General features: G+C 70.4%; 17 protein-coding genes, 1 tRNA gene, 1 rRNA gene and 1 pseudogene. 11 read left to right on the top strand and 9 right to left on the bottom strand.

Annotated elements, in window-relative coordinates:
- On the bottom strand, positions 1–246 hold the full coding sequence (locus tag ACSQ14_RS06630) for a hypothetical protein (protein ID WP_436010950.1): 246 nt from the start codon (positions 244–246) through the stop codon (positions 1–3).
- 240 nt (positions 247–486) lie between these two features.
- Here ACSQ14_RS06630 and ACSQ14_RS06625 point away from each other — a divergent pair, with 240 nt between their 5' ends.
- Both ACSQ14_RS06625 and ACSQ14_RS06620 read left to right on the top strand, forming a co-directional pair.
- Entirely contained in the window at positions 487–747 is a 261-nt protein-coding gene (locus tag ACSQ14_RS06625) for a hypothetical protein (RefSeq protein WP_436010948.1), read from the top strand.
- Between the two features lie 243 nt (positions 748–990).
- On the top strand, positions 991–1,248 hold the full coding sequence (locus ACSQ14_RS06620; RefSeq protein ID WP_436010946.1) for a hypothetical protein: 258 nt from the start codon (positions 991–993) through the stop codon (positions 1,246–1,248).
- A gap of 5 nt (positions 1,249–1,253) precedes the next feature.
- Here ACSQ14_RS06620 and ACSQ14_RS06615 read toward each other — a convergent pair whose 3' ends face one another.
- Positions 1,254–1,718 (bottom strand): hypothetical protein, encoded by a 465-nt coding sequence (locus ACSQ14_RS06615; protein ID WP_436010944.1) that lies wholly within the window; start codon positions 1,716–1,718, stop codon positions 1,254–1,256.
- A gap of 170 nt (positions 1,719–1,888) precedes the next feature.
- On the opposite strand from ACSQ14_RS06615, the gene ACSQ14_RS06610 reads away from it, so the two are divergent.
- Positions 1,889–3,235, top strand: a complete 1,347-nt coding sequence (locus ACSQ14_RS06610; RefSeq protein ID WP_436010942.1) for a hypothetical protein — start codon at positions 1,889–1,891, stop codon at positions 3,233–3,235.
- 64 nt (positions 3,236–3,299) lie between these two features.
- On the opposite strand, the gene ACSQ14_RS06605 is transcribed toward ACSQ14_RS06610, so the two are convergent.
- Both ACSQ14_RS06605 and ACSQ14_RS06600 read right to left on the bottom strand, forming a co-directional pair.
- A complete protein-coding gene (locus ACSQ14_RS06605; protein WP_436010940.1) occupies positions 3,300–3,644 on the bottom strand; it encodes a hypothetical protein in 345 nt (114 codons plus the stop codon).
- 115 nt (positions 3,645–3,759) lie between these two features.
- Positions 3,760–4,689: a metallophosphoesterase gene (locus ACSQ14_RS06600; protein ID WP_436010938.1), complete on the bottom strand. Its 930-nt coding sequence runs from the start codon at positions 4,687–4,689 to the stop codon at positions 3,760–3,762.
- Positions 4,690–4,866: 177 nt separating this feature from the next.
- Between ACSQ14_RS06600 and ACSQ14_RS06595 the strand changes: the two genes are divergently transcribed.
- From ACSQ14_RS06595 to ACSQ14_RS06585, 3 genes are all read left to right on the top strand, one after another.
- The gene (locus ACSQ14_RS06595; protein ID WP_436010936.1) at positions 4,867–5,736 is read left to right on the top strand and encodes a helix-turn-helix domain-containing protein; all 870 of its coding nucleotides are present in this window, start codon (positions 4,867–4,869) and stop codon (positions 5,734–5,736) included.
- A gap of 87 nt (positions 5,737–5,823) precedes the next feature.
- A complete protein-coding gene (locus ACSQ14_RS06590; RefSeq protein WP_436010934.1) occupies positions 5,824–6,816 on the top strand; it encodes an amidohydrolase family protein in 993 nt (330 codons plus the stop codon).
- A gap of 19 nt (positions 6,817–6,835) precedes the next feature.
- On the top strand, positions 6,836–7,657 hold the full coding sequence (locus tag ACSQ14_RS06585) for an SDR family NAD(P)-dependent oxidoreductase (RefSeq protein ID WP_436010932.1): 822 nt from the start codon (positions 6,836–6,838) through the stop codon (positions 7,655–7,657).
- A 57-nt stretch (positions 7,658–7,714) separates the two neighbouring features.
- Here the strand turns inward: ACSQ14_RS06585 and ACSQ14_RS06580 are convergent, their stop codons facing one another.
- Genes ACSQ14_RS06580 through ACSQ14_RS06570 form a run of 3 tightly spaced genes read right to left on the bottom strand, consistent with a single transcriptional unit; the run spans position 7,715 to position 10,482 of the window.
- Positions 7,715–8,701 carry an alpha/beta hydrolase gene (locus tag ACSQ14_RS06580; protein ID WP_436010930.1) on the bottom strand — a complete coding sequence of 329 codons (987 nt, stop codon included), beginning with the start codon at positions 8,699–8,701 and terminating at the stop codon, positions 7,715–7,717.
- 54 nt (positions 8,702–8,755) lie between these two features.
- Positions 8,756–9,490 (bottom strand): enoyl-CoA hydratase/isomerase family protein, encoded by a 735-nt coding sequence (locus ACSQ14_RS06575; RefSeq protein WP_436010928.1) that lies wholly within the window; start codon positions 9,488–9,490, stop codon positions 8,756–8,758.
- On the bottom strand, positions 9,475–10,482 hold the full coding sequence (locus tag ACSQ14_RS06570; protein WP_436010926.1) for an NAD(P)H-dependent flavin oxidoreductase: 1,008 nt from the start codon (positions 10,480–10,482) through the stop codon (positions 9,475–9,477). Before ACSQ14_RS06570 ends, ACSQ14_RS06575 begins: the two co-directional genes overlap by 16 nt.
- Positions 10,483–10,650: 168 nt before the next feature.
- Here ACSQ14_RS06570 and ACSQ14_RS06565 point away from each other — a divergent pair, with 168 nt between their 5' ends.
- From ACSQ14_RS06565 to ACSQ14_RS06545, 5 genes and pseudogenes are all read left to right on the top strand, one after another.
- Entirely contained in the window at positions 10,651–11,658 is a 1,008-nt protein-coding gene (locus ACSQ14_RS06565; protein ID WP_436010924.1) for a LacI family DNA-binding transcriptional regulator, read from the top strand.
- A 70-nt stretch (positions 11,659–11,728) separates the two neighbouring features.
- Positions 11,729–11,917 carry an SDR family NAD(P)-dependent oxidoreductase gene (locus tag ACSQ14_RS06560; protein ID WP_436010922.1) on the top strand — a complete coding sequence of 63 codons (189 nt, stop codon included), beginning with the start codon at positions 11,729–11,731 and terminating at the stop codon, positions 11,915–11,917.
- 28 nt (positions 11,918–11,945) lie between these two features.
- Positions 11,946–12,488: pseudogene (locus tag ACSQ14_RS06555) on the top strand (SDR family oxidoreductase).
- Positions 12,489–13,019: 531 nt separating this feature from the next.
- Entirely contained in the window at positions 13,020–13,901 is an 882-nt protein-coding gene (locus tag ACSQ14_RS06550; RefSeq protein WP_436010920.1) for a hypothetical protein, read from the top strand.
- 85 nt (positions 13,902–13,986) lie between these two features.
- Positions 13,987–15,057, top strand: a complete 1,071-nt coding sequence (locus ACSQ14_RS06545; protein WP_436010918.1) for a hypothetical protein — start codon at positions 13,987–13,989, stop codon at positions 15,055–15,057.
- Positions 15,058–15,126: 69 nt separating this feature from the next.
- Here ACSQ14_RS06545 and ACSQ14_RS06540 read toward each other — a convergent pair.
- Together ACSQ14_RS06540 and rrf are read right to left on the bottom strand one after the other, a co-directional pair.
- Positions 15,127–15,203: transfer RNA gene (locus tag ACSQ14_RS06540), tRNA-Met, on the bottom strand.
- 59 nt (positions 15,204–15,262) lie between these two features.
- Positions 15,263–15,377 (bottom strand): 5S ribosomal RNA (rrf, locus tag ACSQ14_RS06535).
- Positions 15,378–15,450: the final 73 nt, after the last annotated feature.

Genomic DNA, 15,450 nt, shown 5'->3' with positions numbered 1-15,450 from the left:
TCAGGCTGAGCGGGCCGTGGTTTCCGGCGGCGCCTGGGTCGCAGTCTCGGAGGCGGACGAGAGCTGCGCCATGCTTTCGGTGAAGCATTCCTGATAGTCGTCGACCAGCTGGGTCCAGAAATTCAGCTGGACGGCCATCAGCTCCGCCGGCTGGCGGATCTCCGCACAGCTGCGCCAGAAGTCGGCGATCGCGTTGGCGCGGCGGCCCATCAGCTCCATGCCGACGTTGACCGACGCGACTGGCATGTCAGCGAGAAAGCTCCGCGGTTCTGCGGGTGCAGGCATGGCTTCTCTCCCTGTCCCCCCAGCGCGCGGAGGGGTACGCGTGTCCAAAGACGGTGTTCCGCTGACTCTCCTGCGATCACAGAAACTTGCGGTACGGCCAAGCTCGATTAGAACGGCCGCTGGCGCAGGGCCCGTCAGTTCGCCTAACGCCGAAGGAAACGCCGTGAGGGGTTGGAAACAACCTCACTACGGACCCTAACCATGCGTCACATCGCTATCCTGGCCGCGGTCGCCGCCGCCCTCGTCGCCGCGCCCGCCAGCGCCGCCTCCGTCCAGATCTCGACCGCCGGCAAGTCGGCGCAACAGATCCGGGCCGACGTCGAAAAGGCCGCCGCCGAGGTCTGCTGGCAGGAGACCCGGCACGACACCCTCTCGTACTACACCAAGGCGCCCTGCATCCGCCGCACCGCGCGCGAAGCCCTGCAAGGCCTGGAGCAGCCGCTGACGACCGCCCAGCGGTAAGCAGCCCCAAGTCCTGTCGCAGCGCTCATCGCAACTGCGCCTTCGACGACGGCGACGGTCAGGACCGGCGAAACGCCGGGCCTGGCCGTCTCCACGCCCCCGTTGTCCTGCGATCAGATGCCGCCTTGAACGGCCGCGCGGCTCGGCTAGAAGCCGCGCCGACGCAAGGGCTCGTCAGTTCGCCCAGCGTCGACAAGGGAACGCCGTGATGGGGTTGGTCACAACCTCATACGGATCAAGTACATGCGTCGCATCGCACTCCTGGCCGCCGCCTGCGTCCTCATCGCCGCGCCGGCGAGCGCCGCCTCCATCCGGATCTCCACCGCCGGCAAGTCGACTTCAGAAATCCAGGCCGACGTCGCCAAGGCCGCGGCGCGCGTGTGCTGGGCCGAGACCAAGCTCGACTCCCTCGCCTTCCACACCCGGACCGCATGCCTGCGCGCCGCCACGCGCGACGCCCTGCAGAGCGCCGAGCGGCCGCTGACGACCGCCCAGCGGTAAGCCGCTCAGGGCTGTTGCAGCCCCATGTCCTGGTCGCAGCGCTCATCGCGGCTGCGGCCCTCGACGACGGTGGCGGTCAGGACCGGCGAGGCGCCGGGCTTGGCCGTCTCCACGACCACATTCAGCGCCCGTCGCCCGGGCGCATTGCAGAGCGCCTCGCGCGAGGCGAAACCGCCCGGGGCCCAGGCGGTGCGGGCCGGCGCGAAGCGCTCGGCGCGCGCCGAGACCGCCGCCAGCACGCCTTGCCGCACCTCGTTTGGATCGCCGCTCGACACCGTCACGCTGCAGAGGTTCGGCGCGGCCTCGCGATGGATGGCGACGTCCTCGATCTTCATGTCGGTGACCGGCGCCTTGTCGATCACCGCCGCCAGACAGGCGCCCATCGCTGAACGCGCCTCATAGACCGGATCGGCGCGGACCGCGGTGGCGGCGGCGAGGCTGGCGAAGAACGCAAGGACGGCGAGACGCATGGGAAGCTTCCAGTGACGGCTGCGCCCGCCATCGCCCGGGAAAGCGGCGCGGGTGTGGCGGCGACCCCGGCCTGACACACGCCCCTTGCCGCCGGCTCCGCCCCCTCCATAATGACACCCAAAGGGCGCCATTGAAAAACGGGCGGCCGCCAGCAGGGAAGGAAGACGCCATGGGTTCGGCGGTCGAAAAGCTCACGCGCCTGGTTGAGGCGCCCGAACGCTTCGACATTCCCTGGGACGATCTGCGGCCGGTCCAGATCGCGGCGATGAACGAGCGCTTCCAGCAGCGCAAGGACGCGATCAAGCTGCTGGCCCACCGGGCGACGGAAGGCGGCGTCTCCGAGGTGCGCGACCTCGCCGAGGTCGTGCCGCTGCTGTTCGCCCACACCGCCTACAAGAGCTATCCGGAAAACTGGCTCGGCGAGCAAAAGTGGGACCGGATGGGCCGGTGGCTGTCGACCGTCTCCACCTACCCGGTCAAGGACATCGACCTGGCCGGGGTCACCGACATCGATGACTGGATCGACCGGCTCGGCCGGGCCGGCCACCACGTCTCCTGCTCCAGCGGCACGACCGGCAAGTCGGCGATGCTGAACGCCTCCGACGCCGACATGGCCTGGTCCCGGCGCGACACCGTGGCGGCCTTCACCTGGGGCGCGGGCGTCGAGCCGCGCCAGGACCGCAAGATGTTCGGCCTGGCGCCGGTCGCCAGCGTGCCGAAGAACCTGGAGATCCGCGACGCGCTGAGAGCGGCCTTCGCCGATCCGACGGCGACGCCGTTCCTCTATCCGGTGCCGCCGATCACCATCGGCAAGCTCACCGGCATGGTCGCGCTGCGCAAGGCGATCGCCGACGGGACCGCCAAGCCGGGCGACCTCGCCGCCTACGAGGCGACCGCCGCCGAACGCCAGCAGGCGGTCGACGCCGCCGTGGGGATCTCCGCCGAGGCCCTGGTCGCGGCGCGGAAGGACAAGCTGTTCCTCTCCGGCATGTGGGCCTCGCTCTACAGGATCGCCGAGGCGGTCCGCGCGCTCGGCTACGGCGCCAAGGACTTCCAGCCGGACAACACCATCTACATCGGCGGCGGGCTCAAGGGCGCGGTGCTGCCGCCGAACTACCGCGAGTACGTGTTCGAGACCTTCAACCTGTCGCCCGAGCGCATCTTCCAGATGTACGGAATGCAGGAGATCAACACCGCCATGCCGCGCTGCACGGCCGGCCGCTATCACGTGGCGCCGTGGCTGATCTGCCTGCCGCTCGACGAGGCGGGCGAGACCCTGCTGCCGATCGGCAAGGGCGAGGTCGAAGGCCGCGCGGCCTTCTTCGACGCCTCGCTGGACGGCCGCTGGGGCGGGGTGATCTCCGGCGACAAGATCGCCGTCGACTTCGGCCAGTGCGCCTGCGGCCACCAGGGTCCGTCGATCCGCGACAACATCGCCCGCTACGCCGAGCTGCCGGGCGGCGACAAGATCAGCTGCGCCGGGACGATCGACGCCTACGTGCGCGGCGTCGCCTGACGCCGCTCAGTCGAAGCGGACGCGCGTCAAGGACATGGCGCGCGTCCGTCACCAGGCCTGTCCGCTAATGGGGCCGGGCCTCAGCGCCGCTCGCCGCCCCGGCGGCGTCGGGCGCGGCGTGCGGCTCCAGCACGACGATGCACTCGCCGGCCGCGACGGGCCCGTCGCTCTCAAGTAGCGGACTGATGTTCGCCTTGAACCAGGCGACGACTTCGTCCTTCACGGGCGCCCAATCGTCGGCGCTGTCGAACACCAGGACGCCCTCACCCGTGCGGTCGCCGGTATGGATCACGTAGTAGCCGCAGAAGCCCGGCTGGCCCATGACGATCGGCCCGATGCCGGCCTCCATCTGCTTCGCCACCTCCTCAAAGGAAGCCCGGGTCTTAATCCGACCATTGACGACGAACATGGGTGACCTCCAGGTCTCCCCCCGACGGACGCCGCGATACTCCTTTGCGGCGCTCAAGGCATTATCAGCATTCGGCCGCCACACAGCCATTTGATCACCTGACGCAGAGCAGTCGTCAGACACGCCGCTGGCGCAGGACCTGCGCCGCCCCGAGGTCGCGCCCCTGAGCGTCGATGAAGGTCACCGTCATCACGTCGCCGGCGATCTCGAACGCCGTGAAGCCGGCGCTCGGCCAGCCCTGCACGTGCCCTGCGACGCACCGGCGGGCCAGCGCGTCGCCCTCCGACCCGCCGCCGCTGATGATGTGCGCCACGCCGCCCGAATGGATGTACTCTAGATGGTGGTCGTGGCCAGCCAGGTAGGCGTGCACGCCATAGCGCTGCAGGCGCGGCTCGAGCCACCGGTTCAAGAGGGAGAAATCGCGCTTCTTGTAGCCGCTCGACAGGATCGGATGATGTCCGACGACGATCTTCCAGTCGGCGCGCGAGGCGAGCATCTCGCGGTCGAACCAGCCCCATTGCGCGTGGAGGTTGGACCTGCTCGCCGCGTAACTCGAAGGGTCGGCGATCGGCGCGGTGTCCAACACGAACAGGTCGAGCGTCCGCCCGCCGGATAGCGCCACCGTCTGGCGATAGTAGCGCCCGTCCATCCGCCATCCGGCGAAGTGCTGGGAATAGGCCACCTGGATGTCCGGGTCGCCGTTGTGGTCGTGGTTGCCGAGCGCCGGATACCAGGTGTGCAGCGTCTGCAGGTCGTAGACGTCGGTGAACGACTGCCGCCAATGGCCGTCGAGGGTGCTGCGGACGCCAGCCGCATAGAAGTTGTCGCCGACGGTCACGACGAACCGGCTGCCGATGTCCCGCGCGCGCGACGCCATCGCCTGCGCCACGGCGCGCTGTTGCCGAGCGCCTTTGCGCCCCCAGTCGCCGAGCGCCAGGAAGCTGTCACGCGACCGCGGCGACGCCGCGACGGCGAATCCGGGCGCCGCGGCCAGGGCGCCGAGGCCGGCGACGACCGTGCGGCGACTAAGTCCAGGGCTGCTCATCGTCCTCCTCTTCGCGCCGCATTCCCCAAAGACCGGCGTCCAATGGCGCAAGATTGCCCGGAAGTTCGCAATCCGGCATCGCGCTTTCACCGGAGCCGGCTCCCGGAGGAACCCTTGCGAGGGTACAAGGGAGCAGCCGCCACCCCGGGCGATGCTGATGGAACAGAGCCCGCCGCCGTGTCCAGGTTCGAAGTCGACGCCGAGCTCGAGCTCCCGACCGCGCGGGTGCAGCTGGTGCGCCTCAATCACCCGGGGCCGCATCAGAGCCTGTTCCGCCCCTCAGGCGTCTATTGGATGGACCTCTGCCTGACGCCCCGGCGGCCGAACGCCCGGGCGCGGTACGCCGACCACTGGGGGCCGCACCGGTTCGGCGCGATGGGCTCGATCATCGCCCTGCCGGCCCACGAGGCGCTGGACGTGAACATCTCCGGCGGGCGACACGCCTCGCTGATCTGCCAGTTGCGCGCCGAGGCGGTGGACCGCTGGCTGCCGGACGACTTCGAGTGGAGCGACCGACGGCTGGAAGCCTGCCTCGATATCGCCAGCGCGCCCATTCGCGGCATTCTCCTGCGCCTGGCGCTGGAGCTGCGCCGCCCAGGGGTGGCCAGCGAAGAGCTGGCCGAGGCGCTGGTGTTTCAGCTGGCGATCGAGTTCGCCCGCTATCTCGTCGCGATCAGCGAGCCGACCGAGACCGGCGGGCTCGCCGCCTGGCGGCTGCGGACCATCGACAAGCGGCTGGCGGAGGCCGGCGAGCAGCCGACGCTCGCCGAGCTGGCCGACCTCTGCAACATGTCCGTGCGGCAGCTGACCCGCGGCTTTCGCACCAGTCGCGGCTGTTCGATCGGCGACTACATGGCGCAGAGCCGGATCGAGGCCGCCAAGCGGCGGCTGTCCGCCGGCGAGAGCATCAAGGCGATCGCCACCTCGATGGGCTACGCCTCGCAGTCGAACTTCGCCTTCGCCTTCCGCCGCGCCACCGGCGTGACCCCGAGTCAGTTCCGCACCCGCGTGCTGCGCGGCGGCGAACGCCAGCCGGCGCGCGCCTGAGCCGCCCCTCGCCGCGGCCCGGCGATTTGGTTGCATACGTATACGCCATTTGCCAGGGTGGGCGCCGACGAGCCTGAGGAGGTGCGCATGAGAGCCGAGGAGCCGCCGCTCGATCCCGCGCGGCCGATCATCGATCCGCACCTCCACCTGTGGGAGATCCGGCCGGCGCCCGGCGCGCTGCAGGCGCCGCAGCGGTTCCTGCTGCCCGAGACCCTGGAGGCGATCGCGGCCAGCGGCCACAACATCACCCACACGGTCTTCGTCGAATGCCACGCCATGTACCGGCAGGACGGTCCGCCGCAGCTTCGACCGCTCGGCGAGACCGAGTTCGCCAACGGCGTCGCGGCGATGAGCGCCAGCGGCGGCTACGGCCCCTGCCGGGTCGCGCACCGCATCGTCGGCCACGCCGACCTGCTGCTCGGAGCGGCCGTCGCGCCGGTGCTCGAGGCGCACCTCGCCCGCGCCGGCGAACGGTTCCGCGGGGTGCGCTGCAACACCGCCTTCAGCCAGGCTGGCCTGTTCGGGTCCGCCTGCGACCCGCGCGCCCGCGACGCTCTGCGCCGCCCGGAGTTCCGCGCGGGCGCCGGCGTCCTGGCGACCCTGGACCTCAGCCTCGACGTCTGGTGCCTTCACACCCAGCTCGGCGACCTGATGGCGCTCGCCGACGCGACGCCCGACCTCGCGATTATCCTCGACCATGTCGGCACGCCGGAAGACCGCGGGGCCGAGGCGCGGCGCCAATGGGCCGCGCAGATCGCCGAGCTGGCGCGCCGGCCCAACCTCCGCATCAAGCTGGGCGGGCTGGGCATGGACCTGTCGGGACCGATCGCCGCCGACGTCGGCCCGGCCGCCTCCGAGGCGCTGGCCGAGCAGTGGCGGCCCTATGTCGAGACCTGCATCGCCGCCTTCGGGCCGCAGCGCTGCATGTTCGAGAGCAACTTCCCGCCGGACAAGGCGGCGGGCAGCTACGGCGCGACCTGGAACGCCTTCAAGCGCATCGCGCGCGGCGGCTCCGACGCGGAGCAGGACTGGCTGTTCCGGCGGACGGCGGCCGAGACCTACCGGATCGCGCTGACCTAGACTCAAAAGGGAGACACGGATGGACCTGCAACTGGCCGGAAGGCGCGCGCTGGTGACCGGCAGCAGCTCGGGCATCGGCAGGGGAATCGCCATGACCCTGGCGCGCGAGGGCGCGACCGTCATCGTTCACGGGCGCAACCGGGAGCGGACCGAAGAGGTCGCCGAGGCGATCCGCATCGCCGGCGGCCAGGCCCACCTGGCGATCGGCGACCTGGCGACGGACGACGGCGCCGCGGCGGTCGCCAAGGCCGTGCAGGCCGCCACCGACGGCGTCGACATCCTGGTCAACAACATCGGCGGCACCGAATCCAGCGGCGGCGGCCTGCGGTCCTGGTTCGAGATCCTGCCCGAGCACTGGGCCGGGGCGATGCAGCAGAACCTGATCGCCGCCGTGCGCATGATCCACGCCTTCGCGCCGGCGATGCGCGACCGCGGCTGGGGCCGGGTGATCAACGTGGCCAGCGCCGGCGGCTCGGAGCCGCCGCCGACGGTGCCCGACTACTGCGCCGCCAAGGCCGGGCTGATCAACATGAGCGTCAGCCTGTCGAAGGCGCTCACCCGCACCGGCGTGACCGTCAACACCGTCAGCCCCGGCTGCACCCGGACCGAGGCGTTCAAGCGGACCCTGGAGCGGATGGCCGCCGACCAGGGCTGGCCGGACGACTATGAGACCCGCGAGGCCGGCTTCATGGCGCTCGGCATGTTCCCGTGCGCCTCCGAGCGCTACGGCCGGCCCGAGGACGTCGGCACGCTCGTCGCCTTCCTGGCCAGCCCGCTCGCGGCCTTCGTCAACGGGGCCAACTACCGGATCGACGGCGGCCAGTGCCAATCGGTGAATTAGTTGAATTAGGCTGAGGCCTCGCCCGGCGCCGATTGCTCGGGCCGGGCGAGGCGTCGGTCAGCGGGCGGCGGCACGCGCCCAGCAGGTGCGGACGAAGCGGGCGACCTCGCGGTTGAGCGCCGCCTCCTCCGGGGCGCCGTGGAAGCCGCCGTGTGAGGCGGCCTCGATCACGTAGAGCTCCGAGGGCACGTCGGCGGCGAGCAGCGCGGCGTGCATGCGCACGGCGTTGGACAGGAACAGGTCGCGGGTGCCGGCGCTGAGGAAGGTCGGCGCAAAGCCCTTGGTGAAGTCGCCGAACAGCGGCGACAGGTAGGGGTGCGCCAGGTCATGCCCGGCCGCGTAGAGCCGGTTGATCGACCACATGTCGCCGGGCAGCACCGAATCCAGACCCTTGTTGGTCTCGTAGCTATCGCCGGAATTGGTCATGTCGAGCCCGGGCGTCAGCAATACGCAGCCGGCGGGAAGCGGTAGGCCCTCGTCGCGCGCGCGCAAGATCAGCGCCGCCGACAGGTTGGCCCCGGCCGAGGCCCCGCCGATGACGATCTCCTCCGGCCGGCGCACCTGCAGCAGCGCCCGGTAGGCGGCCAGGCAGTCGTCGAGCGAGGCCGGATAGGGATGTTCCGGCGGCGCGCGATAGTCGACCGACCAGACGTGCACGCCGAGGTCGCCCGCCAGGCTGACCGCCTCGGCCCGACAGCAGTCGCCGTAGCCGACGATGAAGGCGCCGCCGTGGATGTCGAGGAACACCCCGCGGTCGTCGGCCGACGCCGTCTGCGGATCGACGACGAACACCCGCGCGCCGCCGGCGTCGATCTCCTCGACCTTGGCCGGGACCTTCGCGCGCGCCTGGAAGGCCGGCAGCATCGCCTGGTTCATGCCCTGGGCGTAGGCGCGCCAGCCGGCCAGGTCGTCGAGCGCCGGATAGGGCGGCGGGGCCGGCCGGCGGATCGCCATCTGGGCCTGCGCCGCCGGGCTGACCGACGTGGGAACCGGAATGTCGCGCGCCGGCACATGACGCACGGGACGCGGCTCTGCCTCGGACATGGTCTTCTTCCTCCCACCTCTGTTGTTGTTGTTTGCCGCCCCCTGCCCTGGCCGTCAGCCGCGGCGGAAGCGGTCGATTCGTTCGCGCCAGTCCGGCGCGCGGCCGGGATGGCGGTCCTGCTCGTGCGCCAGGCCCTCGGCCAGCGGCAGGCCCTCGGTCTCGATCAGCAGCCGCTTGTTGGCGGCGTTGGTGAAGGCGCTGTTGGCCAGCAGTTCGGCGGCGAAGCCCGCGACCAGCGCGTCCAGCCCGCCGGCCCCGGCCAGCAGGTCGACCAGACCGAGCTCCTCGGCCTCGGCCGCCTCGACCACGCGGGCGGTCATCATCATCCGCTTGGCGGCGGGCAGGCCGATCCGGCGCGGCAGCCGCTGGGACATGCCCCAGGAGGCCACCAGCCCCCACTTGCCGTGGGTGTCGGCGAACTTCGCGGTGGCGTCGGCGAGGATGAAGTCGCAGGCCAGCGCCAGCTCCAGCCCGCCGGTGAAGCAGACCCCGTGGACCGCGGCGATCACCGGCTTCTCCAGCCGCGCCAGCCGGGCGATCACATCGGACTTGAACCGCGACGGCCGCCCGCTCGCGTCGCCGATGTCGTTCAGGTCCGCGCCGGCGCAGAACCCGCGGCCGGCGCCGCGCAGCACCACGCAGCCGATGCTGTCGTCCGCCTCCAGCGCGGCGAGCTGCGCGTCGAGCGCCTCGAACGCCGCCGTGTCGAGGGCGTTGAGCTTTTCCGGCCTGTTCAGCGTCAGGGTGCAGACCCCGCCGGCGTCGCTGCGGATCAGGCGCTCGGACATGCCGCCTCCTCGCTCTGCAGCGCGGCCCGCGCCGCCTCGGCCATGTCGGGGGTCCGGCAGGCGGCGAGATACTCCGCCTGCAACTGGCGCACCAGGTCGGCGACGCTGGGCAGGTCGGGGATCAGCCCGATCCCCTGCCCGGCGCTCCAGATGTCGCGCCACGGCTTCACGTCTTCCGGCAGGTGGTCGGTGCCGCGCCGCTCGAGCCTCGGCAGATTGTCCGGATCCAGCCCGATCGCGCGGATCGAGGCCTTCAGCCACATCGCCGGCAAGCCGTTGATCCCGTTGGTGTAGATCACGTCGGCGGCGGTCCCCTCGACGATCATCGCCTTATAGGCCTCGGGCGCGGCGGCCTCGCGAGTGGCGATGAAGCGGGTGCCCATGTAGGCGAGGTCCGCGCCGAGGATCTCCGCCGCGCGGATCGTCGCCCCGGTGGTCACCGCGCCGGCCATGACGATGGTCCCGTCGAACATGGCGCGGATCTGCGGGATGAAGGCCAGATGGCTGATCACCCCCGAGTGGCCGCCGCCGCCCGCCCCGATGGCGACGATGCCGTCGACGCCCGCCACCGCGGCCTTCTCGGCGAAGCGCAGGGTGGTGGCGTCGTGCCAGTGCTGAAGTCCGAAATCATGGATCAGTGGCGCGTTGGCCGTCGGATCGCCGACCGAGGTGATGATAATGCTGGCGCCGTGCCGCCGGCAGGCGTCGAGATGCGCGCGGAACTCGTCCGCGCCGAAGGTCGGCGAGATGTTCACCGCCAGCGGGCCGACCTTGCGGTCCGGGTGCTGATCGCGGAACCGGGCGAGCGCGTCTTCGACGGTCTTCAGCTGGGCTTCGAGCTCTTCGAGATCGCGGCAGTGGTTGCGGGTCAGCGAGCCGACCAGGCCCGCCTTGCAGACCTCGATCGCCAGCTCGACGCCGCTGCACAGGAACATTGGGGCGGCGACCGCCGGCAGGGTCAGCCGGTCACGAATGGCGGACGGCAGAGCCATGTCAGCGCGCTCCGTCGCGGGGCTGGGTCAGCGTCATATCCATCCTCCTGGCTTTCGATGTATTCGTATGCAAACACGGGCGCAACACCCTTTGGCCCGACCTTGAAGGCTGCGCCGGATGCCTATACCCGAAGCTTTCGAGCCCACGCCGAGGCTGTTCGAGGCCTGATGTCCAAGCGCCTGTCGCCCCCTTCCGCGCACGATGTCGCCCGCCTGGCCGGCGTGTCGCAGGCCGCCGTCTCGCGCGCCTTCACCCCCGGGGCCAGCATCGCCACCGCCACCCGCGACAAGGTGTTCGAGGCCGCCAAGGAACTCGGCTACCGGCCCAACCTGCTGGCCCGCTCGCTGATCAAGGGCCAGTCGGGGATCGTCGGGGTGGTGGTCGGCAACCCGCGCTACCCGTTCTTCCAGGCGGCGCTCAACGCGCTCTCGAGCCGGCTGTCGCAGGCCGGCAAGCACATCCTGATCTACACCGCCGAGGAGAACGCCACCGTCGACGCCCACGTTGAGGACCTGCTGAAGTACCGGGTCGACGCGGTCCTGCTGATGGCCGCCAGCCTGTCTCCACGGCAGGCCGAGCAGTGCCAGGCCGAGGGCGTGCCGGTGATCTCGCTTGGCCGCTCGCCGCTGGCGCCGGGCAGCCTCGCCAGCGTCGTCGGCGACAGCGCCGGCGGGGCGGCGAAGATCGCCGAGCACCTGCTGCAGCAGGGCTACCGGCGGCTCGCCCTGATCGCCGGCTCGCCGGACACTTCCTCCAGCCGCGAGCGCGAGGCCGGCTTCGTCGAACATCTCGCCGCTCGCGGCCTGCCGGCGCCGGCGCGCGCAGTCGGCTACTTCCGGCGGGAGGCCGCATTCGAGGCGGCGCGCAGCCTGCTCGCCCAGACGCCGCGCCCCGACGCCCTGTTCTGCATCAACGACGACATGGCGCTGGCCGCCATCGAGGTCGCGCGCTTCGAGTTCGGGCTGGAGATCGGCCGCGAACTCGGGGTCGCCGGGTTCGACGACATCGAACTGGCCGCCTGGCCGTCGTTCGACCTGACCACCTACTCCCTGCCCGTCGACCAGCTGATCGAAAAGACCGTCGCGATCCTGCTCGACGAAGCCGCGGCCGCCGCGCCCGCGTCGACCATCGTCCACGGCGCGCTGAAGATCCGCGGCAGCACCCGGCGCGACTGAACCCCGCCCCCGCTTGCGCGCCGCGCCCTGGCTATGCATACGTATGCACATAAAGCACAGGGAGGAACTCATGGGAGCGCTCGACGGCAAGGTCGCACTGGTCACCGGGGCGGGCAGCGGGCTGGGCCGCGCCTGCGCCCAGATCTTCGCCCGCGAAGGCGCCGCAGTGGCGGTCGCCGACATCCGCCCCGAGGGCGGCGAAGAGACGGTGCAGCTGATCCGCGACGCCGGCCGGCGAGGCCAGCTTCGTCGCCGCTGACGTGGCCCAGTCGGCGCAGGTCCAGGCGATGGTCCGCGCGGCGGTCGACACCTACGGCGGGCTCGACTGCGCGATCAACAACGCCGTCTACTTCTACGGCCGCACGCCGCTCGCCGAGATCCCCGACGAGGACTAGGCGGCCGCCGCCGCGGTCAACTACACCGGCGTCTTCCTGTGCATGAAGTACGAGATCCAGGCGATGCTGGACCGCGGCGCCGGTGCGATCGTCAACATCGGCTCCGGCAACGAGCACAGCTCCAAGCCCGGTCTCTCCTGGTATCTCAGCGCCAAGCAGGCGATCTACGGCATGACCAAGGTCGCTGCGCTCGACTACGGCGGGCGCGGGATCCGGGTGAACGCCGTCGGTCCCGGCTCGATGTGGACGCCGGGCCTGCGCCGCGTCGCAGCGGCCGATCCGCGCCACGTCGAGCAGCTCGAGGCGCTGAGCCCGCTGATGCGCCTGGCCGAGCCCGAGGAGGTGGCGGAAGTCGCCGTCTGGCTGTGCACCGACAAGGCGTCCTACGTGCTGGGCCATACGATGCTGGTCGAAGGCGGCGCGGTGCTCGGCTAGCGTCGTCGCGCCAGGAATCGAAAACGGCCCCGGCTCGGAGGCACGGGGCCGTTAAACTTCGGGTGCGGGGACGGGATGATCGGCCGTCCCACAGTTCTTCCTATGGTGTTCTCGGCCTGAACCTGTGGCCGAAGAAGTCGTCTGCTCAAGGCGCACTCTGCTGCGGTGACCAAGCCGCAAGCCCGACGGTTCCCCATACGTTCTCACTTCCGCCGAATCACAGGTCGAATGCGTGCGTGGCGAGCAGCACCGGGACTGCTCGACCAAGCAAGGAGGCGGCCGCCCGCGGCGGCCCGATAATAACGCATGGCAGAAACAACGGCACAGGCGGTCGCGCGGAGACGGCGAGAGCGTGAAGCGCTCGAGGCCGAGGACCGAGCTCGCCGCTATTCCAGTACCCCTGGGTATGCTCAACGCGCCGGCGGCGGGCTCGCTGGCACTCTACGCGAGGGTGTTCTGCAGGCCGACACTGCTCTGAGGAGCGTCGCCAACACGTTCACTCTCGACGGGGCGAACAGCTTGGCGGCCGGCTTGGCCGCAGTTGTTCCGGTGGAGCGCCAGGGATTACGTCAACGGTACGAGACCCGTCTGGCAGCCGAGCGCGCGCGGGACCAGTACGATTCCGTGCACCGGCCGGCCGCCCAACAGGTCGGTGCAGGCGCAGCGACTGCGCTCGCCGTGCTAGGCGGCCGAGCCTTATCGGCGCCCAAGCTCATCGCCGGTGCCGCCCCCCGATCGGCGCTTGAAACAGCGGCCGTCCTGGGCGCCGGCGGGGTGTCGGGGCTCGCCTTCCAAAGCCTTTCGGACACGATCGCAGGCCGACCGAGCAATTGGCGCGACGGACTCGGAGCCGTGGCCGGAGGCGTGGTTGGCAGCGCCGCCCTGCCATTCGGACCGGGGAGAGCCGCCGCCGTTGGGGCCGCGACTGCGACCGCGGCTCAGAACGTACTTCACGGCCGCCCGGTCTCGCTGCGCGAGACGGGGCGAAGCGCTGCGGCCGGGCGCGCGATCGGCGCGGGCGTGGGGTCGGCCGGTCGCGACTTGTCCCAGAGCCTGTCGTCGCAGGGAAAGGGTCGCCTCGGAGAGGCGATGGGAGCGGTTCGCAGCGACATCAATCGGATGAGGCGGGATCCTGGGCCCAAGCAGTTGCTCAAGCCAAAGGGCAGCAAGATCGGAACCATCCCGGACGGCCGGAGCGGCGAGAACATCTTCGAGGATAAATTCGGCCTGCGCGCCGCCCTCAGCGCCGGGCAGCGGATCGCGAGGGACACTTTGAAACGGAACTATACTGTCTATCATTTCGTGCCTGAACAGGTGGGCAAGATCGCCAGTTTGCCCTCGATGGGTCTCGCTCCGCAGTTGGCGAACCCGAGGCCGAGCCACCGACCCGCATCCAAACCTAAACCGCGCTGACGATTCACAATCGTTCCGCCTTTGTTCTTGACGGCAAGCTAGCCTGCTTCAAACTGGCTTGGTCCTCGTCAGGCTGGGGAATTCGATGGGCGCGCGTTTGAACTGGCTCGCCGCAGAAGGCGCGGACGCGGCGTCGCTTCTGGCGCGCCTCGGGTTGGTGGAATCCGGAACGGCGAGCGACGAGTACAGCTCGGCGCTCGCCTGCGCCCGGTTTCCCGGCGGCTGGCTGGTCCTGGTTTGCGCGGGCACGGGGCTCGACCTGGACGAAGCGCTGCGGCTGGCTTCAATGGACGGTCTCTCACTCGGCTGCGAGATCGAAGAGCACGTCATGTTCAGCCGCCTGCGCGCCTTCCAAGGCGGCGCGCTCACCTGGGCTGTCACCCACGATCCTGACGCCGCCATCCATGGCTTAGCCCAAGAGGGCGAACCGCCGCCGCCCTTTGCGGACATCCGTGCGGCGCTCGCCGCGCGACAGGCGGACGAGGCCGAACGCGTCGACCATATGTTCGAGGCGCCGATCCGCCTGGGCGAGGCGCTCTGCGGCTACCGGCACGACGCGTCGCACCAGGTGGTGTGGACCATCCTGGAGCGCCGAGCCAGGACCCGCGCGGGGACCGGCGCGGCACGTTCGCCACGGCGGATCGAGTCGGAGCTGACGACCCGGCTGCTGGAGGTCTTCACGTCGGACCTGGAGCCGACGCTGCGAGCCTGTGGCTGGGCCCTGGAGGAAGAGGACTCCGGGTTCCGCCAAGGCGCCTGGTGGTTCTACCGCTTGCGCGAGGGCCGTCGCCAAATCCTGCGGCTTTGGTGGACAGATCACGGCCCCGCCCTCGACCTGGAGGCCGTCTTCGTGGTGCTGGAGGGTGCGGACATCGAGGGCGAGACGGTGCTCCGGGGAACGACCCGCGCGGTGCGCGAGGCCGGCGAGGCCACCGGCCTTCACCTGCGCCGGCGCATCGCCGCTCTCTTCCGTGCGCGACCCGAGGCGGAACCCGCGGGGCCGCCGCCCGCTCCTGTCGACCCGTTCGCTAAGCTGATCGCCCGCGTGAAGGCGGATCTGGCGGCGATCGAGGCCTTCCTCGCCACCGGCGCGCCGAGCCCACGACTTGAGGTCAGTGGCGCGGCGAATGTCCCCCGCCCTTCGGCATCCGCCTGATCCGGCTCCGGGCGACGCCGAAACGCGAAAACGGCCCCGGAGCTTGCGCTCGCGGGGCCGTTCGAAGTTTGGGTGCGGGGACAGGATTTGAACCTGTGACCTTCAGGTTATGAGCCTGACGAGCTACCGGACTGCTCCACCCCGCGGCAATACCGGGTCGGATTGTGATGAGAAGGTTGGATGATCATGCGTATCGTCTTGGTAGACCTGGCGGCGACCTACTCTCCCGCGCCTTAAGACGAAGTACCATCGGCCCAGAGGGGCTTAACGACCGAGTTCGGAATGGGATCGGGTGGGGACCCCCCGGCAAAACCACCAGGTCAACGAAGACGATACGCTGTGAAGACATCGGTTCCTGCGGTTGGGCAGGATGTCCGGCAGGACAAAGCTCAA

This window comes from Phenylobacterium sp. LjRoot219 (assembly GCF_964252995.1).
GTDB lineage: Bacteria > Pseudomonadota > Alphaproteobacteria > Caulobacterales > Caulobacteraceae > Phenylobacterium.
The sequence above is the reverse complement of the archived record's forward strand: the minus strand, read 5'-3'. Positions and strand labels throughout refer to the sequence as shown.